This window comes from Enterococcus sp. 12F9_DIV0723, assembly GCF_002174375.1.
Classification (GTDB): domain Bacteria; phylum Bacillota; class Bacilli; order Lactobacillales; family Enterococcaceae; genus Enterococcus_A; species Enterococcus_A gilvus.
The window spans coordinates 242,097-261,943 of sequence record NZ_NIBK01000002.1 but is presented as its reverse complement, the minus strand read 5'-3'; the positions used below and the strand labels follow the sequence as shown (position 1 = coordinate 261,943).

Annotated in this window: 22 protein-coding genes and 1 pseudogene; 8 read left to right on the top strand and 15 right to left on the bottom strand. The window is 42.3% G+C overall.

The window, feature by feature from the left end; translation table 11 throughout:
- Window positions 1–159 precede the first annotated feature (159 nt).
- Window positions 160–1,602, top strand: a complete 1,443-nt coding sequence (locus A5868_RS14425; protein WP_176281350.1) for a helix-turn-helix domain-containing protein — start codon at window positions 160–162, stop codon at window positions 1,600–1,602.
- A gap of 89 nt (window positions 1,603–1,691) precedes the next feature.
- On the opposite strand, the gene A5868_RS14420 is transcribed toward A5868_RS14425, so the two are convergent.
- The 3 genes from A5868_RS14420 to A5868_RS14410 form a co-directional block, all read right to left on the bottom strand.
- Window positions 1,692–2,483 carry a DUF4931 domain-containing protein gene (locus tag A5868_RS14420; RefSeq protein ID WP_086305342.1) on the bottom strand — a complete coding sequence of 264 codons (792 nt, stop codon included), beginning with the start codon at window positions 2,481–2,483 and terminating at the stop codon, window positions 1,692–1,694.
- Between the two features lie 200 nt (window positions 2,484–2,683).
- A complete protein-coding gene (locus A5868_RS14415) occupies window positions 2,684–3,247 on the bottom strand; it encodes a hypothetical protein (protein WP_086305341.1) in 564 nt (187 codons plus the stop codon).
- 192 nt (window positions 3,248–3,439) lie between these two features.
- Window positions 3,440–3,862: a VOC family protein gene (locus A5868_RS14410; protein WP_086305340.1), complete on the bottom strand. Its 423-nt coding sequence runs from the start codon at window positions 3,860–3,862 to the stop codon at window positions 3,440–3,442.
- A 194-nt stretch (window positions 3,863–4,056) separates the two neighbouring features.
- Here A5868_RS14410 and A5868_RS14405 point away from each other — a divergent pair, with 194 nt between their 5' ends.
- Window positions 4,057–4,467 carry a hypothetical protein gene (locus A5868_RS14405; RefSeq protein WP_086305339.1) on the top strand — a complete coding sequence of 137 codons (411 nt, stop codon included), beginning with the start codon at window positions 4,057–4,059 and terminating at the stop codon, window positions 4,465–4,467.
- 44 nt (window positions 4,468–4,511) lie between these two features.
- On the opposite strand, the gene A5868_RS19090 is transcribed toward A5868_RS14405, so the two are convergent.
- From A5868_RS19090 to A5868_RS14390, 4 genes are all read right to left on the bottom strand, one after another.
- Window positions 4,512–4,679, bottom strand: a complete 168-nt coding sequence (locus A5868_RS19090) for a hypothetical protein (RefSeq protein WP_010778794.1) — start codon at window positions 4,677–4,679, stop codon at window positions 4,512–4,514.
- A 38-nt stretch (window positions 4,680–4,717) separates the two neighbouring features.
- Window positions 4,718–5,158: a GNAT family N-acetyltransferase gene (locus tag A5868_RS14400; RefSeq protein WP_010778795.1), complete on the bottom strand. Its 441-nt coding sequence runs from the start codon at window positions 5,156–5,158 to the stop codon at window positions 4,718–4,720.
- Window positions 5,159–5,175: 17 nt separating this feature from the next.
- On the bottom strand, window positions 5,176–5,880 hold the full coding sequence (locus A5868_RS14395; RefSeq protein WP_086305338.1) for a MarR family winged helix-turn-helix transcriptional regulator: 705 nt from the start codon (window positions 5,878–5,880) through the stop codon (window positions 5,176–5,178).
- Window positions 5,881–6,226: 346 nt separating this feature from the next.
- The gene (locus A5868_RS14390) at window positions 6,227–6,643 is read right to left on the bottom strand and encodes a hypothetical protein (RefSeq protein ID WP_086305337.1); all 417 of its coding nucleotides are present in this window, start codon (window positions 6,641–6,643) and stop codon (window positions 6,227–6,229) included.
- 172 nt (window positions 6,644–6,815) lie between these two features.
- Between A5868_RS14390 and A5868_RS14385 the strand changes: the two genes are divergently transcribed.
- On the top strand, window positions 6,816–7,331 hold the full coding sequence (locus tag A5868_RS14385; RefSeq protein ID WP_086305336.1) for a hypothetical protein: 516 nt from the start codon (window positions 6,816–6,818) through the stop codon (window positions 7,329–7,331).
- Between the two features lie 82 nt (window positions 7,332–7,413).
- Here the strand turns inward: A5868_RS14385 and A5868_RS14380 are convergent, their stop codons facing one another.
- Window positions 7,414–7,956: an acyl-CoA thioesterase gene (locus A5868_RS14380; protein WP_086305335.1), complete on the bottom strand. Its 543-nt coding sequence runs from the start codon at window positions 7,954–7,956 to the stop codon at window positions 7,414–7,416.
- 212 nt (window positions 7,957–8,168) lie between these two features.
- On the opposite strand from A5868_RS14380, the gene A5868_RS14375 reads away from it, so the two are divergent.
- Window positions 8,169–9,341: an AI-2E family transporter gene (locus A5868_RS14375; RefSeq protein WP_086305334.1), complete on the top strand. Its 1,173-nt coding sequence runs from the start codon at window positions 8,169–8,171 to the stop codon at window positions 9,339–9,341.
- A 65-nt stretch (window positions 9,342–9,406) separates the two neighbouring features.
- Here A5868_RS14375 and A5868_RS19385 read toward each other — a convergent pair whose 3' ends face one another.
- The 7 genes and pseudogenes from A5868_RS19385 to A5868_RS14340 all read right to left on the bottom strand — a co-directional run bounded on the left by A5868_RS19385 (window position 9,407) and on the right by A5868_RS14340 (window position 16,224).
- Window positions 9,407–9,532, bottom strand: a complete 126-nt coding sequence (locus A5868_RS19385; protein ID WP_254908348.1) for a hypothetical protein — start codon at window positions 9,530–9,532, stop codon at window positions 9,407–9,409.
- 110 nt (window positions 9,533–9,642) lie between these two features.
- Window positions 9,643–10,557 carry an Rpn family recombination-promoting nuclease/putative transposase gene (locus tag A5868_RS14365; protein ID WP_086305332.1) on the bottom strand — a complete coding sequence of 305 codons (915 nt, stop codon included), beginning with the start codon at window positions 10,555–10,557 and terminating at the stop codon, window positions 9,643–9,645.
- A 276-nt stretch (window positions 10,558–10,833) separates the two neighbouring features.
- Window positions 10,834–12,063, bottom strand: a pseudogene (locus A5868_RS14360) (MFS transporter).
- A gap of 519 nt (window positions 12,064–12,582) precedes the next feature.
- Complete coding sequence (locus A5868_RS14355; RefSeq protein ID WP_086305331.1) at window positions 12,583–12,894, bottom strand: hypothetical protein; 312 nt, start codon at window positions 12,892–12,894, stop codon at window positions 12,583–12,585.
- A 145-nt stretch (window positions 12,895–13,039) separates the two neighbouring features.
- A complete protein-coding gene (locus A5868_RS14350) occupies window positions 13,040–13,276 on the bottom strand; it encodes a hypothetical protein (protein ID WP_010778805.1) in 237 nt (78 codons plus the stop codon).
- A 637-nt stretch (window positions 13,277–13,913) separates the two neighbouring features.
- Window positions 13,914–14,966 (bottom strand): TPM domain-containing protein, encoded by a 1,053-nt coding sequence (locus tag A5868_RS14345; protein WP_086305330.1) that lies wholly within the window; start codon window positions 14,964–14,966, stop codon window positions 13,914–13,916.
- Window positions 14,967–15,186: 220 nt separating this feature from the next.
- Window positions 15,187–16,224, bottom strand: coding sequence for a PocR ligand-binding domain-containing protein (locus A5868_RS14340; RefSeq protein WP_162787383.1), 1,038 nt, complete (start codon window positions 16,222–16,224; stop codon window positions 15,187–15,189).
- Between the two features lie 149 nt (window positions 16,225–16,373).
- Between A5868_RS14340 and A5868_RS14335 the strand changes: the two genes are divergently transcribed.
- The 4 genes from A5868_RS14335 (at window position 16,374) to dhaL (ending at window position 19,618) form a co-directional block, all read left to right on the top strand.
- A complete protein-coding gene (locus tag A5868_RS14335; protein WP_086305328.1) occupies window positions 16,374–17,507 on the top strand; it encodes a glycerol dehydrogenase in 1,134 nt (377 codons plus the stop codon).
- A gap of 99 nt (window positions 17,508–17,606) precedes the next feature.
- Entirely contained in the window at window positions 17,607–18,005 is a 399-nt protein-coding gene (gene dhaM, locus A5868_RS14330) for a dihydroxyacetone kinase phosphoryl donor subunit DhaM (RefSeq protein ID WP_086305327.1), read from the top strand.
- 1 nt (window position 18,006) lies between these two features.
- Window positions 18,007–18,990 carry a dihydroxyacetone kinase subunit DhaK gene (gene dhaK, locus A5868_RS14325; protein WP_086305326.1) on the top strand — a complete coding sequence of 328 codons (984 nt, stop codon included), beginning with the start codon at window positions 18,007–18,009 and terminating at the stop codon, window positions 18,988–18,990.
- Between the two features lie 28 nt (window positions 18,991–19,018).
- Window positions 19,019–19,618 carry a dihydroxyacetone kinase subunit DhaL gene (dhaL, locus tag A5868_RS14320; RefSeq protein ID WP_086305325.1) on the top strand — a complete coding sequence of 200 codons (600 nt, stop codon included), beginning with the start codon at window positions 19,019–19,021 and terminating at the stop codon, window positions 19,616–19,618.
- Window positions 19,619–19,847 lie beyond the last annotated feature (229 nt).

Sequence of the window (19,847 nt, the reverse complement as noted above, 5' to 3'; positions counted from 1 at the left end):
AGAATGGTTATCATACAACTATTTATAGTCTTATTTCTAACTAATAAAGTATCAAATATGACTTATAGTATTTGCTATATTAATTTAACAATGGAATTCTTGTATGCTAGTATCTCACTATGCGGAGTTCCATTAGAAGCTATCAGGGAGTGTCTCTATATGTTTGGGTTAAGTTCCTCTACGCGTTTAAAGCAAGAAATTATTTGTATCTTATATGAACAAAAAGACTATGTATCAAGTGAGAAAATTGTTGAACTGCTTGGTTACTCAAATAGCCAAATGGTCAAGAAAAACTGTCAGGAGTTAAGAGAAATAGCCAATCATTGTTATTTAAACGGCGAAGTTGAACTAAGTATGGTAAGAAATAAAGGAATCAAGTTAACGTGCTCCACAAATAATGATCTGCAAAAAATAACTGAATATATCTTTTTAGAAGATTTAGCCTACAATATTTATTCCGATATTCTCTTTGAAAGATTTATCATCACGACGGTCTTTTGCAAAAAGAATTTCGTCAGCGAATCCACGCTGCAAAGAAAAGTCCGGCATTTGAACAATTATCTGCACAAATACAAGCTGCATATTTCTTTCTCCAGCGTGTTAAAAATCAATGGCAGCGAAGTAGCCATCAGAAATTTTACTTTTTTATTTCTATTTTCTATCCATCGCAGGCTTTCAGGGATTCCTCGATTATCTTCTGAACAAAAAACAAGCTGTTACGAGCGAACAAAGGACATCGAAGAAGCTTTACAGTTTGATTTGATCCCTACACAGAGGGAAATATTGGCCGTGCTACTATTCGTGAATTGCACTGCAGCGGCAAAAAATAAACACATCCTATTTACAGAACAGCAAACTCAAATGATTCATCTCTTAAGCGTAACGAATAAGCCATCATTTTTGATGGATTGGACACAAAGAGATTGGATTTTTTTTTTACTATCTGCTTATTGTTACGATTTCAACAACATTCGCTTGGAATTGCATTCAAATTATGACGCATTGCCGTTATTTGTCAAAGAGGCAGAGCTGTGGCTGACCCTCTTTCAATATTCCTTTGTGCCGCTTTCTCATCAGAACAAGCAATTTGTCAAAGAAAAGTTATTTAAGCAATACCTCATGCAGCATCTGTTTTACATCGATGAAAACTTAATAAAAAAATCTCTCAACATTGATTTAGATAAAATCGCGTGCAATCAACCCTTCTACATGCAGAAATTTTACGAATTTTGGACGTCATTCAAAATGAACAGTCGTTTTTTCGATACGTCTCAGTTTAAAATAAGCAGTTTATTGTTATGTATGTATGTCATACCTATCAAGGATTTTTTACCGAAAATAAGCATTTATTTTTACTCTGATCTTTCACAGCTCCACCATAATTATTTGATGAATAGTGTTATATTTAATTTTTCAAATCAGTACACCATCGACTATGTATCCGACATACAGGACGCTGATTTAGCGATAAGTACCACCAGCTATTTGGAATCTCAGCTCTCGGCGGAACAAGATTTTGTAGTGATAAGATCTGATTTGCCAAAAATTGATCTGAAAAAGCTCGAAGACGTGTTCAAAAAAATCGTGCAAAAGTGGTTATAATAGACATAAAAAGCGAGGATCAAGAAAATTTTCTTGATCCTCGCTTTGCCTGTATGAAGCAGTCTATTTTTAACAATTACCGAAATCGTTTACGCATCCAGCAAACTCCTGCGAAATTCTTCCCTCAAAGCCAGCAAATGCCCCTCCGAAAAATTCTGTGACAGGCGGTACCCGACAAAATACGGGGAAACGATGAAACGCGGCGTTAATTTGATCCTGTATTGATTTTTTTCTTCAAAAATAAACAAATTATAACTGTCGCACCGCCCGTGATGATAGGTATTCAGTACATAACTGACAGTCTTCTGCACATAATCTGCCAGTAAATCAATGGCTTCCGGTGCTTCCGCGTTCACTAAAAGGTTGATCTCAAGGAACCCCATGATCGGCTTTGTAGAGAAATTGATGGCGATATTTTTTTCGGAAAATACATCGATACCTGTAAAGTTTTCGTCATGGATCTGCCCCTCCCCGTCAAGCACATCTAATCCAACGATCTGCATATGGGGATGCTTCAAGCTGCCACCCGAAAAAGGACCATGATTTTTGTAAAAAAGCACCGATTCAAATCGCGGATCACGGGTCGTTTCAGCCCAGCACTCGAAGGCAAAATGGAACAAGGCGCGATTTTCTTCTTTTGTATAGGTGGAAATATCTTTATTGTGATCCGGATTCTCGATGATCAGAGTTTGGACCGTGTCCTGTAACGTTTGAAATTTATTGCGAATCCAAAACATCTGTTGTTCCGCTCTCAGGATATTTTCCTCTTCCGCATAGTCGCAAAAAGGACAGCCCGCCTTCTCCGATCCTAAATGCTGCGGTTTGCCAGTTGCCGCCTGCGGCAAAAAAATAAGCGATCCTTCTTCGTTTCCTTTTTCCATGAATCTGCAACTCCTATCTGAACGCCGCCAACCAAAAACGGCTGGCGACCAACTATCGTCTTTTATTCCTTCATGATAGCATTTTTCAGACGTATCTCCTACTTGGTCATTTACGAATAATAAAAAAAGCATCTATCCCGAAGCTGCCACTAAAAAAATGACTGTTTCGTATAGATGCCTTACTCGTTTCTATTTTCTATTTAAATTGCTTCGTCTCCTACAGCTGCGTCAATGTCTTCTTGCGTAATGGTGATATTCCCGATCTCTGTTTGATCCGGTGCTAAATAAATGACTTGGATCTTGGCATCTGGAAACATTCCCTTAACAGATTCCATTACGGGCTTCATTCCTTTTATCAGAACCGGTTTGAGCGCCTCCATATCCATGTCATATCCTAGATGTTCTCTAGACGTGTAGGTGTAGACGATGGTGTGGTTCTCCCCCGCTGTGATGGTGATGTCCGAATACATCTCTCCCATTTGCTCTTGTAAAGCAGGGAGCTGAGATTGCGCCGCCTCGATCATCAAATCAAAATAAAAGGAATCATCCTGCTTCGTTGCTGATTTTGTCGAATCTGCCGTTTTCGGTAATTCACTGGATTGTTTGACCTCTGAGGAAGCGGAAGATTCCTTTTCTTTCTTCACCTTCGAGGGCGTTGCCGTCGCCCCCGGCTCAGGTGCAGACGCCGAATCGTCCCCTTTACAGGCGGCCAAACTCATACTAATTATCATACCAAACACAATTAACCCAAGTTTCTTTTTCATATAAACCCCTCCTATACTTAAATTTTACTATTTTAATACCTTTTAAGCGATACTTTCTATTAATTACAATCAAAATATTTTTTTAAAAAAAGGTTCCTATCGTTTTTAAACAGGTGCGGCTTTTTTCTTCTTCGTTTGTGCTTATTTAAGAGTAAAAAACTGCCGCTTCTCAGCGGCAGTCGGGAATGACTCTTAAAACATCCGTTGCTTCATTGGATGGTCGTCGGAAAATTGAATCAAGTCCCACAGATTCCCGTACAAATCCTCAAATACCGCCACCGTGCCATACGCCGCATCTTTCGGATCTCTGACGAATACGATCCCTTTTTCCAGCATTTTGTGGTAATCCCGTTGAAAATCATCGGTACCGAGGAATAAAAAGACCCTTCCCCCCGCTTGATCGCCAACGAATTTTTCTTGGATGGGTTTTGATGCTTTTGCCAATAAAATCGTCGTCCCCTGTGATCCTTTAGGAGACACTACGACCCAGCGTTTGTCCTGTTCAAGCTGATACGTATCTTCAATGAGTTCAAAATCGAGCATTTGCGTATAAAACGCTATCGCCTCGTCGTAATCATCTACCACCAGCGCCAGGTGTACAATACTTTGTTTCATCTTTTCTCCTCCTCTTCTCAACATTACCTTAGCAAATGCAGCAAATGAAGTCTACATGCAGAAAAATCTGCGCGTTCCATATCTGGTGCTTGCCCAAAGGCAGCTTTAACTACCTCAGCCAAAACTTGCTATTGTTTCTCTGGATTATTTCACAGATAATAGAATAAACTGGCATTTAAAAAAGGAGTGATCCTATGTTTCATGTCGTGTTAGTCCTCTTGCCACTTGTTCTGATTTTTATTCTTCTGCCGATTCTTTTATTTGGTGTATCTTCTGTTCTAATCAGCCTCTTTGGCGGGACGGCGGCGGTCCTCTTGATCAAAAACAAGAAGGCACGGGCGATGCTGCTGCTTGCCTTTGTCGTTCTGTCGCTGATCGGCGCATTTTGCCTCTTTCCCTTTGTCGCCGCTTATGCCGCGTTGCCTTTTCAGTATTACCCTTATGTATCCAAGGGACTTCTATTCTTGATCGGGTTTTTTTCTCTCTTGGAAATTCTCAAGGCACGCTCTTTAGAAAACAAATTTCTCAAAAATATGGTTATCGTCTTTTTTGTATTCGTGATGATTGTCACGGGATTATTGTTGCTTATGCAGTTCCTTAATTAAGGATATAAAAAAACGTTGAGAAGGGATTTCTCAACGTTTTTTGACTATCCAAGATCATAAAGGTTGTGGTATTTCTGATAATTGATCATTCCTAGCGAGGTCGCGAATAACCGAGATTTCGCCTCGAATTCGATCCGTAGTTTTTCCAGATCCTTGATGGCATGCTTCTTTTCCGTTTGTTTCATTCTTTTTGGGTCAAATAACTCCTTCATAGTAAATTCCTCCTTTTTCTGGGGGCACAGGGACATCTTTATTGCTGCGAAAATGCAGGGACTTCTTCAGGGGACAACGCTTTGGTCATCCAAATAAATGAGAGGTCGTGTTTCGTAAAGGGAACGAGGATCGGGCGGTATGCCCGTTTCATGTAAAAAAGCTGTGCGCTTTTCCGACCCGTCAAAAAGAGGCGAAAATGGCCTTCCTCTAGGGCAAAATCCTCTAAACGGCTCATCAGCTGATCCCCGATTCCGTGTCCTTGATGATCTGGAGAAACGGCGACCTGACGGACGCGGGCGATCCCAAAAGGATACAATTGGATCGATGCTGTTCCGATCACTTCCTCGTTCTCGATGGCGACAAAGACGTGGAGACGCTTCTCTTTCTCCCAATCGATCTTTCCGCCTAACACCTGCTTGCGTAATTTGACTGCACCGGTGTGTGCTTTGCTAAATAATTCAGCCTTTTCAATTCTCATTGACAACGACCTCCTTCTTACCAGTTTTCCCAATCACTATCGTGTGGCTGTTCGTGGGGACGGTTCTTTCCTGGTCCGCCGTTTGGACCCATAGGACCGCGGCCTGGACCAAAGGAACTTGGGCCAAAGCCTTCTCTGCCGAATTGCTGGCGCATTTGCTCTTTCCATGCGCGCTTTAATTTGCGGCGATCGGCTGGCGACATCCGCCCAAACTCTTCCATGTGGGGATCGAATTGCAGCTTCATCGCCTTCAATGCTTCGATCGCTGCAAAGGGATCATTCGGAAATTCTGGCCGTCCGCCGAAATCTTCTGTCCAGCCATCAATGACCTTATTCAATAATTGATCCAGCGTTTGCTGCTCGTCTTCAGTCAAGCCGGCGAAAAATTCTTCCGAACGCTCCTTCGGCTTGTTGAGGCTCGCTTTTTTACGTCCAACCTCCGTGATATAGATCCGTTTGATCCGTTTGTCATTCTCATCTTCCTGGCGCTTGATCTCGCCGCGACTTTCCAATTTGTTCAAAATTTCTGTTACTGAACTTGGCCGCATATCCAAGATCTCCGCCAAGACGCCAGAGGTCACGCCGTCTTCTTCTGCTAAAATATCCAAAACCAATTGTTGGGTCGGTGCACTTTTCTGACAATTGCCTGTATCCATCAAACGACGACTCGCAGATCCGACATACGATAACCGCTTCAATAATTCTTTTGTGTATTCACTCATCGTTCTCATTCTCCTTTTTTATTTCGGTGCCTATATTTTAGGTACCTAACCTTTATTTGATTTTAGTATACTTCGGTACCTAATCATTGTCAATGGATAACTCCAAAAAAATTTTTGCAGGTCTGATTCGCAAGATACAATCGTCTGATGATTGCTGTTATCTGTTTGATTCTATGTCACTGAAAGTACATTTAAGATTTCATCTAATTAGAAGAATCTCCTGTTCATACCTCCAATCCTCCTCGCTGCTTTTACGAATAGCGCGAGATTTTGATACTAACGTCCGAATCAAATAAAAAAACACCAAGTAAGCCTTCATCACATAAAAAAGCTTACTCAGTTTTTTTTATTCATAACGCTTTGAAAGGATTTTATGGCAGTCCTGCTGACTGATCCGTCGTTCGATCTCGTGGAGGACCGCCTTCTGGTATTTTCGTTTGACATGGATCTTCCGCCATTTTACAAAATAGATAGGCTTCTCCCTCTGCGCCTCCGCAAGCGCGTCGATATCCAACTCAAGCAAAGACAATCCTTCGCGAATCGCGCCGTTGAAATAATGCCTGCGACGAAACGGCGCACCTATTACTATCGCTGGAACAATATCGAAGGATCGATAAAATAATCTCGAGCATTCGTGGCTAGACGGATGAAAATGATACGTGAAGCCCATGAAAAATAAAAAGAAGAGCCCGCTAATAAAGATTGCCGCCAGCATGATTTCTAAAATATATCGAATAAATTTTTTGTTCAACGCGTGATACATCTTGCCTGTCACCTGCATTTCAGTTCATTTGAACTTAGTATAATAATAACAAGAAGAACTACCTATAAATATGAGAAAACTTTATTTTATCCTTCACTAAATTCCATTTAATAGCTTTTTTCTTTTATTTGTGCGTGCTATACTTTTTTTAAAAGAAACGAAAGGACAAACGATGCGAAAATTTATACTTGGATGGCTGCTGACAGGAAGTCTACTGTTTTCCGGCTGTGCACAAGCAACACCACACCAGACTTCCTCGGAAACGATGGCAGCGAAAAAGGAGAGCGCCAGCACGACAGAAACTTCACAGGCACCCTTTACGACTGGCGACTATTACAAGGAACACAAAGAATGGATCGACCCTGCGACGGATTTGACCCATTTGCTGCGGTCTTTCTCATGGTACAATGGGTCCTTTATTTTGACCTTCAATGATGATGGAACCATCGATGCCTACGACTATCCCGGAAGCAAAGAAAACTTGTACAAGATGGGCTACGGGTCTTATTTTATGAATGGAAAAAACATCCTGCATCTTTCATCGTTGGATCACCCAAAAGATGGCACGGATTTTGTTGCGACGATCGAGGAGCGGAAGATCCTGCTTAGCCAAATTGATGCCAATGAGACAGGTATGAATCTGTGGGCGATGGAAAAATTCACAGAGATTCCCACAGAGGACAAGTAAAGAAAGGTCTTCCTACATCCCATTACGCACACCAAAGAGCCTGCAACCAACCGGATGCAGGCTTTCTTTCAGTAATTTGGCCTTAATCGCCTGTCCCTTCATCGGACCATGGCAGATCCGTGGACAACAGGGCGGCAAAATTTTGGTACTCGGTGCGTTCCTTCAAGCGATGGTTTCGCCGTTTCTCGTAGCCACCGCAGACCATTTTTTCCTCTTCCGTCTCGGGGACGACATGGGGAACGGTGAATTGTTTTTCTTCATTCATATGAGACGGAACAGCGACGAAGGTGGTAAAGCAGGTCGCCGCCAAATAGCGTTCTCCTGTAGCGAGGTCTTCACCGATCACCTTCACAAAGACTTCCATCGATTTATTGTGGCTGCCGGAAACATAGCACTTCACACAGACAGAATGATTGGCGTGCAGAGGTTTCAAGAAATTCAAGTTGTCCAGCGATGCGGTCACGGCGCCTATGCGGCAATGGCGAGAAATGGCTATGGACGCCGCATCATCAATCAGGGTCATCAACTTCCCGCCGAATAGATACCCAAATGGATTTAAGTCAAACGGGAAAATACGGTGGGTTTGGATGACGCGGGATTCGCGGCATGTTCGTGCTTCAGTCAAAAAATCACTCTTTCTAGTTTTCAAATTTTATTCTTTCCATTTGAATTATCCCATCTTCGACGCTTTTTTTCAAAAATTCGGAAAAGTATACAGCAGAAAGCACATTCGGTATACTTATCCTATACAGAATTTCCGTTCCATTCTTCACAGACAACTCCATGAAGGCGCGGCGGGGATTCCATTTTATTCTATCTTATAAGGAGCGTCATACTATGGAAAAAGAAAAACCTTCAAAACTCGTTCAGTTTTTTGGCGGTAAAACTTCCTATTACATGATTGGGCTGGTCATACTAAGTGCGTTAGCCATTTATTTGTTAAATACAGTATCCTTTATTTTCCGGCCGATCCTTGTGATCATTACCACTGTTTTGCCCCCGATGATTTTTGCGTTACTGCTTTATTACCTGCTTAATCCGATCGTAAACTTTCTTAACAAAAAGGGTGTGTCCCGTACGATCGGCATCGTCTTGACGTATGTGGTCATTTTGGGATTCCTCTTTTTCGGAGGCGCTCGTCTGGTGCCCGTCATCCAAGAGCAGACACAGGATCTGATCAAAGAATTCCCTAAATATATGGATGATTTTCAACAAGCCATCAGAAATATTTTAGATGCGACACCTTTTGCTGCCTCCTCGGATCAAGCATTGAATTCCTTGGACAAGCTGACCAAAGAAGGACTGAATTATTTAGTCAATAACTGGCAAGACGGCGCCAAAGGCTTAGGCACGATCTTTTCAGCCGTTTCCAGTACCGCGATCACCTTGTTTACCGGACCGATCATCGCCTTCTTTTTGATCCAGAGTCCCCACAAGCTGTACAATGCGGTCATCGAAATGATCCCACCGCGCTTTAGAAAAGATTCTAGCACCTTGATCAACATCGCCAATCAGCAGTTAGGCGCGTTCTTAAAAGGACAAGTAATCGCTTCTTTGTTACTAGGTGTGATTTATTGGGTCGTGTTCCTATTATTAGGATTGCAGTTCGCTACCGTCATCGCCTTCGCTGCGGGAATATTGAGCATCATCCCTTACATCGGGTCATTTTTAGCCTTCTTACCCGGGTTATTTATTGCCTTTCAGGACTCGTCCTTTATGGTGGTGAAATTCGTGATCGCCTGGTTCGTGGTCCAATTGCTCCACGGTGATTTAGTCGTCCCCCGTGTTATGGGCGACCGCCTAAAGATCCATCCGATCACGATCTTGGTCGTTTTGCTGGTCATGGGAGATTTGCTGGGACTCGTCGGCGTGATCTTCGGAATACCGATCTACTCTATGATCAAGCTGCTCGTCGTCTTCACCTTCCGCAAATTCAAACAGCGGTACAACAAGTACTTTTCTGATGAAGGCGCCTATCGCAACACCGGTTTTTCAGAAGACGATTATTAACAAAAAAAGTGAGACAGTTGCCTTGTTTTTGACAAGCCGCAACTGTCTCATTTTTTTCAATAAGATTATTTGTTATTCATAGCCGCCAGTTTTTCAATTGTAGAAAGACTTAGGCCGGTCACCGTTGATATCTTATCTAAAGAAAGACCCATTTTAAGTAAACTTACTGCTGTTTCTTTCTTTTCTTCCATTCTTCCTTCCTCCCTCGCCACTCTCGCGGCCGTACTGATTTCGAGGGCTTTTATTTCGCGATTTTTTTCTCTATTCATAGAACTCCTTTCACTCAAGCATTGCCACTTCACTAAACACTATCAGTTTTTTCGTCCTTTAATTTTTCAATTGCAGAAAGAGTTAAGCCTGTATACTTTAATATTGTTTGAGGATTGATACCATCTTTTATCATTTCCATTGCTACTTTACTCTTTTCTTCCATTCTCCCTTTTCTTTCACCTTTTCTCTCACCTTCCTCCCTCGCCACTCTCGCGGCTGTACTGATTTCAAGGGCTTGTATTTCGCGATTTTTTTCTGCTCGCATGATCATTTCTTTTTCCTCGCTTTCTAGTGATAGGTAATCGATTTTGGCTTTGGCGTCTTTTATGTACTCTGGGGCATCCTCTGCGGCGTCGCCTGTGGTAAAAAAATATTGCCAATGATACAGCGCGGTGTTTCGGTCGCGTACGTGATTTTTTAGGCTGAAAAAGCACAGGAGAAGGAGTTCTTTGTCTGCACGATTTACGAATACTTGCTGGGTCTTGGCATTTAGTAGCTGAAACAATTGCAGTGCGTGCTCTTTTTCATTAAACAGGTCATACCCCATAATATTGATGCCGTAAACAGGGCGCAGGCTGGCGTAGCTGCTTGGCTTGCCCTCGCTCTGTTTCTTGATGTCTCCATAGGGCGAGCGGTAGGCTTCAGCGAGATAAAACAGCGCACGCTCATGGAAATAGTCGTGGGCGTGTATTTGGCACTCGATGGTGGCTTGGCTGCCGTCCTCGGCAGTGGCGAGGATGTCGACTTCTGTGCGGCAGATTTCTTCCCCGTTTTCTTTTTGAAGCGTACGCTTGTAGGTGTCGATGTGGTACGTTTCTCGTGGACGCAGGGTCTTGAAATTGGTCCCCAGCAGGTCATTCACAAAGGCCTTCAGGATATACAGGGAATCTTCGGAGGTCATGATTTTCTTAAACAGCAGATCGTTCGTCGGTAAATAATTTGGCATGGATTTCCCACCTTTCAGACAGCGCGCTCCGCTCTATGAAAGGCTTTTCTCGCCCTCATTATAGCATGGAAATTGCGGCACTATCAAAGTTCTTCTATGGGTAAATTACGCAAAAAGAGGACGGATTCGCTTGAAGAATCCAGACAAAAAACCCGCAGCCGATCAATTCGGTCGCGGGTGTTGCCTGACTAATTTTTAAGGTTATGGTCACAAAAAAGATCACGAGCGATTCCTAGGTGCTGCCTAAAGCTACGACTTTTTCTATAGAGTCTTTTTTTATTCAGAAATCGTTGGATTGTTCTCTGCCTGTAACTGTTTGTCGTAATTTTTTGCTGGAACAATGAGCCAATTTAGAATGGCACACAGGATAATACCGAGTCCTGCAATGACAAATAGTTTTTCTACCCCGATGCGATCTGCTATTGGGCCTGCGAAAATCAAACCTAATGTCGCTAGTAAACTCAATAATGCCATTACGACACCCATGATTCGTCCGAGCTGATCGACTGGAAAGGTCTGCTGGATCATCGCCATTAATAAGGTATCAAAAAATGGCGCAGCGACCCCTGTAAAAGCACTTAAGACAATAAACCAAACCAAGCCTGCGCTATTTGCTGGTAAAAGTCCACTAGCAGCTAACGTTGCACCGATCACTAGATACGATAATAGGAGCGGCTTCATTCGATCCTTCCAGTTTCCAAACACACCGATAATTGAGCCCCCTACCAACATTCCAATAGAATAAATAATTTGCACAAATCCTGCGTTGCTGACCGTGCCATCGAAATAACCCATCGTCATTAACGGATACATGCTGGCGGCTGGCATAATAAAAATTCACGACAGCGCGCCAATCAGCACAATGATCCATAAGCCGTTTTTACTTCGCAGATCTTTGATCCCTTGTTTCGTATCTTCTAATGCGAGCATATTCCCAGAATGTTCCGAAGTATTCGGTATTTTTACAAAAATTAACAACACTAGCCCCAATAATGCACCTAAAACGTCCAAAAGTAACAATAGATGCAAGGGCATCAGCGAAAAAAGAAACGCGCCAATGCCTGGAGCAATGATTCGATTGGCGGACTGGACCATGCCTAATTGCCCATTCACCTTTGTCAATTCTTCTCTCGGAGCAATGGTCGGTAGAATGGCTAGAATCGTCGGCGTTTGAAACGTCTGAGTCACCGCTCGCATGAATAGAGAGACAAAAATCAGCCAGAATGGAAAAGTGCCGGTCACGATTCCCGTCACAGATAGAAGAATCGCGAATGAAGCCGCAATCAAATCTGGAACGATCAACAGCCCCTTTTTATTCAAGCGATCCACATAGGGACCCACGAAAGGACTCAATACAACCATAGGCAGCATACCTAATAATGTCGCAAAACTTAGGATCGTTGCAGACTTCGTTTGTTCCGTGAGGTACCAGATAATCGCATATTGGACGGTCATACTCGTGATACCGGTTAAAAATTGACTCATTAAAAATAATTGAACATTCATGCGCCATTGACGCTTTTTATTCTTTTTCAAAGTGAAAACCTCCTATAAAATAAAATCGGATGAGCCTTCACGCAATGTTCACCAACGAGTTGATCGATGGTGTGTTTTTTTGTCTATGTCTAAGTGAGAATCGTCAAATAAGGCACGCAAAAAGCTAGGATTTCTCCTAGCTCTCAATAGTCGTATTCAACGGACACTCGATATAAGCAAGTTCATATGAATGATGATTGAGAATGTAAGAATATCTATAGACACGCCAAATAAACAATTGCTTATCGGCTATTAAATTCATCTAAATAGACATTGTTACGCTCAAAAATACAACCCCGTTCATGACATAAACTTTGCTTAACTCTTAAATTCTTCTCAGTAACTATACTATGCATTCTTTCGTCCTGTCAATGTGGGCACTCAAGACTGTTCATTTTCTATCTGTCTGTGCTGTTGAACTTGTTCTACGCGATCAAAAAAAGAGCAATGGATTCCTGTTGGCATTTGCCACTCCATTGCTCGTCGTTTTTATGCTGAAATTTTGTATTGGTCTATCGTTGAGGGTGGGTACTCATAGGCCTTTGCTTCTATTAAAGCCACTTCATTTCTTGGGCTTTGATAAATCTTATAGACCGTTAATGTTTCTCCACGATTATCTGGCAGTTCTACCTCGCAAAGAATCCAATAATACATGCCTACCACCGGTTGGGTACCTAGTAAAGCGATGGGCGTTGCTTTTTGTTTGTCCAATAACGTCTGTCTCGCGCGCACGACCAATTCTCTGTGTGCATCAGTGATCCTTGCTGCTTCTGGAACCTTGATAGTTGCAGTCATTTTCATAATAAATTTGCTCTCCCTTAATTTTTGATTGCATTTAGATTAGAATATCTATAATAAGACTATAATAATCATTCTGAAACATCAATTAGAACGCTAGTTATTAAAAAATGTTTTTTTATCAAAAAGAAATAATTCACATGATTTTCTAGAAACAAGCCTGACCTTCTGCTGCTTCGCCGCAAGTATAGATGTTCTTATACCTCACTAATAGTTTGTTCTGACGTTCGATCACAGCAGCTCGGTCGCTTTGATGGCAACGAAGCACATTGATCATTACTGTATTTCCATAAAGCTGTTCCACCACGCCAACAACAATGTTCTTGATCCCGACCGCATGACATTCGTAAGTAAACCCAACCTCAACTGAATCTGATACTCTCACCGTAGTCCCCCTTAAGTTTGCGCCACAATAGTAACACGATCCACCGCTCCAGAAAACACTTAATTTTCTTGTTTTCTTTTACGGTACGAAGGAAGCGATAATTGTCAGAAAATTCAAAAGAACACGTATAAATCACATCTGTTCTATTTATCGATCTAGATATTTCTCAATAAAAATACGATTGTAACGCCTAATCTCACGAAAATCATCTATACAATCGATAACATTTTTCTAGTGTCATTGGAGACGGATCATTGAGTGAAGAAGGTCTCTTTTTTAATATCTTAGTGTAAGAAACCAATTATTTGATCAGTCATTAAGAAAATGGCAAAAAAGTTATTGACTTTAATGGCGATCCAAGCGATCTTTTTGGTAAAGTCAGTAATCCCGAACGAATCCATGTCTTAGCTGCCGACGAAGCCTTTGTCTTAGGGTAATGACCGAAAAGACGTAGACGGTAGAAATGAACGTCATATTCTATCGCCTCCTTTTTAATTAGACCAAATTTTGAATCATCATCCCTGGCTGCTGCGGTAGTTTTCAAAGTTTAAAAAAGGAATCTCCCCTTCTGATGCCTAGTTGATGCTGCTCAGAAGGAGGGATTCCTTATCTATTTTTTAAAGCGATCGGTCTTCTTTTACCAACCAGAACTGGCTCCGCCACCACCGGATGAGCCGCCGCCAAACGAACCCCCGCCTGAAGAACCTGAGCCGCCGCTGCCGCCGGAACTTCCACCGCCCCAGAAACCTCCGCTGCTGTCAGATGAACGAGTTTCCCACAAACGCTGATGATGATAATAGATCGAATATTCTTCCATCGTTTCTCGATCATTATGGATAAGATCACCCAAAGTCAACTCGCCAAAGGCAAAGGTAAAATCATAAAAACTAGGTTTTTGTGGTCTAAGGTAAAATTGATATTGTTGTTGCAACTCTTTTTTCGCTTCTACTACTTCCGGTGCTTGACTATTGATCAAAGGCTGGTTGAAGGGACTTTTATACCGATAATTGTTGCTTAATAAGACACTGCGTAATTCTTTCCCATAGTCTCTTTTGGTTTTCCAATAGATAAAGATTTTTTGCACGGTTTTACCAAAAAAACTATTTAGCACAAGCACTAGAATCAAGAGCTTAAATGCATTATTTACAATAAATGTTCGAATACTTTCCAGCGAAAAACTCGATTTGGATGCGTCTGGAAAGTCGGCAATTGCTTTTTGTTTTCTCAAGACCTGATCAATATTCGATGCAACAAGTCGGACCCCTGCATCATAGTTTTCCGCTCGAAAATCTTCTTTAGACTCTTCTGTCATCAGATTGGCCGCCAATGCATCTGGAATATCGCCTTCTAAGCCGTAGCCTACTTCAATCCGTTGCTGATGGTCTTCTATCGCGATCATATACATGATTCCCGAGTCGTGTTCTTTATGCCCAACACCAAGTTCTCGAAATTTCTGATTGGCATAACTTTCAATCGTTTCGCCTTCAGGCAGTTTCTTTACTGTCACTACCGCCAACTGCGGCTGAATTTCTAGTTGCCTATACGCTTGATTGTACTGGTATATTTCTCCTTTGGTCTGTTCTGATAAGACATTTGCGTGGTCTTCAACATAAATGTTCTCTGCATGGACCTTGCCGCCAATCATCAAGGCCATCATAAGAAAGCTGAAAAAGAGAAGAAGTCGTTTCATTTTACTACCTGCTTTTCATCGTTTCCCTTATTATGAGTAATTGTTACCTCTTGCGCAATAGGGTTTTGCTTTTATTCAGATGATAAACAAGTTAAAACAGTATGTTCGTTATTTTATGAAGAGTGGACAAGCATTTATGCTTCTTTTAGAAAAAATTATTTTCCAGTACGTTCTTTTCCTGAAGCAGGATAGCGGTTACCAACGGAGGTCCTTTGTATTGCTATTGCCTGCGTAATTTCTCCTTTCGATAAGTCAGTGGGGTCATTCCCGAAATTTTTTTGAAGGTGCGGACAAAATAACTAGGTTCCACAAAACCCAAGGCATCACTGATTTCCGTGATCGACCAGTCAGTGGTTTCGAGCAGTTGTTGTGCCCAATGTACTTTGAGCTTCCCATAGATTTTACTGAATGGTTCCCCGAATTCCTCTTTCAATAAACGACTCAGATAGCTTGGCGAAATATTTGTTATCGCAGCTAAAGTGTTGAGATCAACATGCTGTTCTTTATTTTCGAATACAAGATCAATCGCAGGCTGCAAGATTTGGTTTCTCGCTAAATAAATGCCGTTCTCCTCTTGCAATCGATTTTCCAGTTTTGAGTGCTGGATATCTTTTTGAATGAATTCTAGGTCTAACAATTCCTCGTTTAGCGGCTCTTTCCGCTTGGAAATACGCAAGGTTTGCTTGTACGCTTTGATCAAGTAATCCTTTTTGATTGCTTCAGTGACGATGTATTCACTGATTTTTTCTAGCATTTCCGCCGATTTTTTCAAATCCTCTTTACTAAAGCGTGGGTACTGACTAATTAACGCTTGATGTTCATTTTTAAACGCTTTCAAAAATGCTTGATCTTCCAGTTGCAACACTTGTTCTAAGTCTTCTTGGCCTTCTTCCAGCAAAATCTCTCCTGCCATAATCGCTCCCACGTAACGGTTGTCGATCATGATTGGAATCGCCATATCAACAATATCGAAATGACAGCGATAAATAAATGGCTGACCGGTTCGAACTGCCTCTAGTCCGCCGCGCGAGTCGCATTTTTCGCAGTACGATGAAAGCGCTGGATGCTGGCGAACGAACTGGCAAAACGGCTGGACCTGACTATGCTTAGTAATGGGTTTTCCGCGATAATCAACTAAAATAATCGCTAAATGTGTCGCTGATGCAATGCTTTCCTGGACGACTTCCCATTTATCCAAATCTAAAACTTCTTCAATATCAAACTGTGTCTTTCCCACAGGATCACCCCTCGAATGCATTATAAAGCTTTTTCAATTAAATACAAAATAGTCCTATTTCATAAAATAATTCAATCTTATTATGAAAGAAAGCGGTAACAAAGTTCAATGATTATTTGATGATAACGCTTTATGATAATCATGTAAATAAAAACAAGGAGGCACCACACATGAGAAAAGCACTAATTTTACCAACGAAGTATGTTCAAGGAGAAGATGAATTACTAAACTTAGGGTATTTTGTTACCACCTTTGGCAAGTCCGCCTTATTAATCGCCAATCCTGACGATGTAGATCGGATTCGCCCACAGCTTGAGGCGACAGCAGAAAAATTTGGGATCTCATTTATTGAAGGCGGATTCAGCGGTGAGGTTACCCGTGAAGAAACCAAACGCCTGCAAGCGGTCGCTGAAGAAAAACAAACCGACTGCATTATCGGTCTAGGCGGCGGAAAAGCGATCGACGCATCAAAGGTTGTCGCTGAAGGTGAACACTTGATCATCGTCCCTACAATCGCAGCGCAAGACGCACCAACTTCCCATTCGGCTGTTCTTTATTATGCAGATGGCTCTTTTGATGATTATGCCTATTTCAAACAAAGTCCTAGCGTCGTCTTAGTTGATACGAAAGTCATCGCACAGGCCCCTACTCGTTTCCTTGTGGCAGGGATGGGCGACGCCTTATCCACTTATTTTGAAGCACGTGCGACCCATAATTCTTATTCCCAAGTAAATGCCAGCTTACCAATGGGTTCACGCGAAGGCTTGACTCCATCCGCCAGTGGAACATATGCCGCACTTGCTATGGCAAAACTTTGCTGGGAACATCTGCAAGAAGATGGCCTAAATGCCAAAATCGCTTGTGACGCAAATCTCGTAACAGAATCATTGAACAAGATCGTGGAAACGAATATTTTACTTTCTGGTTTAGGGTTTGAAAGTGGTGGTCTTGCCGCAGCCCATGCCATTCATAATGGGATGACTGTCCTTGCTGGAACGCATCATTACCTTCACGGAGAAAAAGTTGCCTTTGCGACATTGGCTCAATTGGTCTTGGAAAATGCTGAGACATCTGAAGTCAACGCCGTAATGGACTTCATGAGCGCGGTTGGCTTGCCGCTGACTTTGGCGGATCTTGGGGTAGAATCAATCACCTTTGAAGAAGCTTTAAAAATCGCAAAAATTGCTTCGATCCCTGAAGAATCGATTCATTCTATGCCATTCCCGATCGTGGAAGAAGAAGTTGCTAATTCGATCATTGTGGCTGATCGGATTGGTCAAGCGTACAAGGATCTTCATCAATAACCACCAGAAACGCCCCTTACTTTTCATGATGGTGGTTTTGCTTTTTAGTGAAACCACCATCATGTATATGGAGGATTTTATGTATAAAGGAGTAGTTTTATGAAAAAAGCAATTCTATTGGTTTCTCATAGCCTAAAAATCACGGACGGAATTAAGGAAATGATCGAACAAATGGCTCAAAGCGAATCCCTTCAAATCTTCTCTTTAGGCGGAACCTCGGAAGGTGAGCTGGGCAGTGATCCAACTAAGATCGTTGATACTGTCAATGAAGCGGCTGAAGTGGATACCTTTTTCGTTTTTGCTGATCTGGGCAGTGCTGTTTTAAGTGCGGAATTGGCCTTCGATATGTTAGAAGACGAGCAACAGTCAAAATATATCCTCGTCGATGCACCTTTAGTCGAAGGTGCCTTCGCCGCCGGGATCACTGCAAGCGTCTCTGACGACATCGAGCATATTTTAATAGAAGCAAAAAATGCCCCTGGGAAAGGTTGGGAATAATATGAAAAAAATCATCAATGAGCCAAAAGAGATTATCGAAGAAATGTTGATCGGCATCGTCAATAGCTACCCTAGTCTGGTTCACCGCGTGGAGGATTCTCGTGTCGTAGCGAAAAATGCGCCCGCTAAACAAGTCGGTCTCGTCTCTGGCGGTGGAAGCGGCCATGAACCCGCTCATGCAGGATTCGTTGGCGATGGCATGTTGAGTGCGGCTGTTTTAGGGGATGTCTTCACTTCTCCTACCCCCGATCAGATTGAGATTGCGATTAAAGAAGCAGACCAAGGGCAAGGTGTCCTATTGATCGTCAAAAATTACACTGGCGATATTTTGAACTTTGAAATGGCAAAAGATTTAGCCGAAATGAGCGATATTCCTACCGAGATCGTCGTCGTTGATGATGACATCGCAGTCGAAGATAGTACCTATACGGCTGGTAAACGTGGCGTTGCCGGCACCATTTTAGTGCATAAAATACTCGGTAACGCCGCAAAAAACGGTGCCAGTTTGACGGAATTGAAAGAAATGGGCGATCGCATCGTTGCCGCGACGAAGACGATTGGTGTTGCATTAAAAGCAGCAACAGTACCTGAAGTTGGCAAACCAGGGTTTTCATTAGAGGATGACGAGATCGAATTTGGTGTCGGCATTCATGGTGAACCCGGTTACCGTCGCGAAAAACTCCAACCCTCAAAGGAACTTGCGAAAGAACTTGTCAGCAAATTGCTCGCTGCCTACGATCAACGCCCAAAGAAACTTGGTATTTTGGTCAATGGTATGGGCGGAACACCCTTGATGGAACAATTCGTCTTCATCCATGATGTCTTGAATCTGCTGAACGCAGAAAAAATTAACGTTGCTTTCCGCAAGGTCGGAAACTACATGACCTCGATTGACATGCAAGGAATATCGTTGACGTTCATCGACTTGGCTGATGAAAACTGGCAAAAGGCTTTGAACAGCTCCGTCACAACAATCTCTTGGTAAAAAAAATACAGCTAAAGGAGTAAGCAAAATGTTAGTAACAGTAAAAGAAATTCAAGCATGGTTGTCAGATTATACTGAAGCCATCGAGAAAAACAAAGATTACCTTAGCGAATTGGACACACCGATCGGCGATGGCGACCACGGAAACAATATGAATCGCGGGATGAGCGAATATCAAAAGGCCTTTGAAGCAAAACAACCACAAACGATCACCGAGACCTTCAAGGTGCTTTCGATGGCGCTGATCTCAAAAGTCGGCGGTGCTTCTGGCCCACTATATGGCTCCGCTTTTATGAACCTAACCAAAGCCTCAAAAGATCTCACAGAAATTACTAGCGAAAAGCAATTAGGAGACCTTTTTGAGACTGGACTATCAGGGATTCAAGCACGCGGCAAAGCAGTGGCTGGCGATAAGACGATGGTAGATGTTTGGCAGCCTGTCGTAGAACAGTTAAAACATTCTGATCTGTCCAAAAACAATATCGAAGCCGCCAAGGAACAAACCAAAGATATGCAGGCAAAAAAAGGCCGGGCTTCTTACTTGGGCGAACGTTCAATTGGACACATTGATCCAGGTGCCACCTCTAGCGCCCTGCTCTTTCAAAGCTTATTACCCTACCTAAACTGAACAAATAATGAGCTTCTTCGTAAAATTGAAAATAAGAATAACATCCGAAAAATCCAAATGGTTTTTAGAAAAACAAGGTAGAGAAATCTTGATCAATGATCAGATTTCCCTGCCTATGTTTTTTGTTTATACCAAAAGAAAAAGCTCACTTTTTTTGATAAACGTACCGCACTTCGGAAGGTAGATTTTTTTCACTACCTATGATCTGAAATTTTAGTCTACTGTCGTC

Coding starts and splice junctions, on each gene's coding strand:
- A5868_RS14420 (WP_086305342.1), bottom strand. CDS start 2,483: ATGGAAAAAGGAAACGAAGAAGGATCGCTTATTTTTTTGCCGCAGGCG.
- A5868_RS14345 (WP_086305330.1), bottom strand. CDS start 14,966: ATGAAACGACTTCTTCTCTTTTTCAGCTTTCTTATGATGGCCTTGATG.
- A5868_RS14405 (WP_086305339.1), top strand. CDS start 4,057: ATGTTTCATGTCGTGTTAGTCCTCTTGCCACTTGTTCTGATTTTTATT.
- A5868_RS14415 (WP_086305341.1), bottom strand. CDS start 3,247: ATGAAAAAGAAACTTGGGTTAATTGTGTTTGGTATGATAATTAGTATG.
- A5868_RS14385 (WP_086305336.1), top strand. CDS start 6,816: ATGCGAAAATTTATACTTGGATGGCTGCTGACAGGAAGTCTACTGTTT.
- A5868_RS14355 (WP_086305331.1), bottom strand. CDS start 12,894: ATGAAAATGACTGCAACTATCAAGGTTCCAGAAGCAGCAAGGATCACT.
- A5868_RS14395 (WP_086305338.1), bottom strand. CDS start 5,880: ATGAGTGAATACACAAAAGAATTATTGAAGCGGTTATCGTATGTCGGA.
- A5868_RS14390 (WP_086305337.1), bottom strand. CDS start 6,643: ATGTATCACGCGTTGAACAAAAAATTTATTCGATATATTTTAGAAATC.
- A5868_RS14425 (WP_176281350.1), top strand. CDS start 160: ATGTTTGGGTTAAGTTCCTCTACGCGTTTAAAGCAAGAAATTATTTGT.
- A5868_RS14375 (WP_086305334.1), top strand. CDS start 8,169: ATGGAAAAAGAAAAACCTTCAAAACTCGTTCAGTTTTTTGGCGGTAAA.
- A5868_RS14400 (WP_010778795.1), bottom strand. CDS start 5,158: ATGAGAATTGAAAAGGCTGAATTATTTAGCAAAGCACACACCGGTGCA.
- dhaM (WP_086305327.1), top strand. CDS start 17,607: ATGAAAAAAGCAATTCTATTGGTTTCTCATAGCCTAAAAATCACGGAC.
- A5868_RS14340 (WP_162787383.1), bottom strand. CDS start 16,224: ATGCATTCGAGGGGTGATCCTGTGGGAAAGACACAGTTTGATATTGAA.
- A5868_RS14410 (WP_086305340.1), bottom strand. CDS start 3,862: ATGAAACAAAGTATTGTACACCTGGCGCTGGTGGTAGATGATTACGAC.
- dhaL (WP_086305325.1), top strand. CDS start 19,019: ATGTTAGTAACAGTAAAAGAAATTCAAGCATGGTTGTCAGATTATACT.
- A5868_RS19090 (WP_010778794.1), bottom strand. CDS start 4,679: ATGAAGGAGTTATTTGACCCAAAAAGAATGAAACAAACGGAAAAGAAG.
- dhaK (WP_086305326.1), top strand. CDS start 18,007: ATGAAAAAAATCATCAATGAGCCAAAAGAGATTATCGAAGAAATGTTG.
- A5868_RS14335 (WP_086305328.1), top strand. CDS start 16,374: ATGAGAAAAGCACTAATTTTACCAACGAAGTATGTTCAAGGAGAAGAT.
- A5868_RS14365 (WP_086305332.1), bottom strand. CDS start 10,557: ATGCCAAATTATTTACCGACGAACGATCTGCTGTTTAAGAAAATCATG.
- A5868_RS19385 (WP_254908348.1), bottom strand. CDS start 9,532: ATGGAAGAAAAGAAAGAAACAGCAGTAAGTTTACTTAAAATGGGTCTT.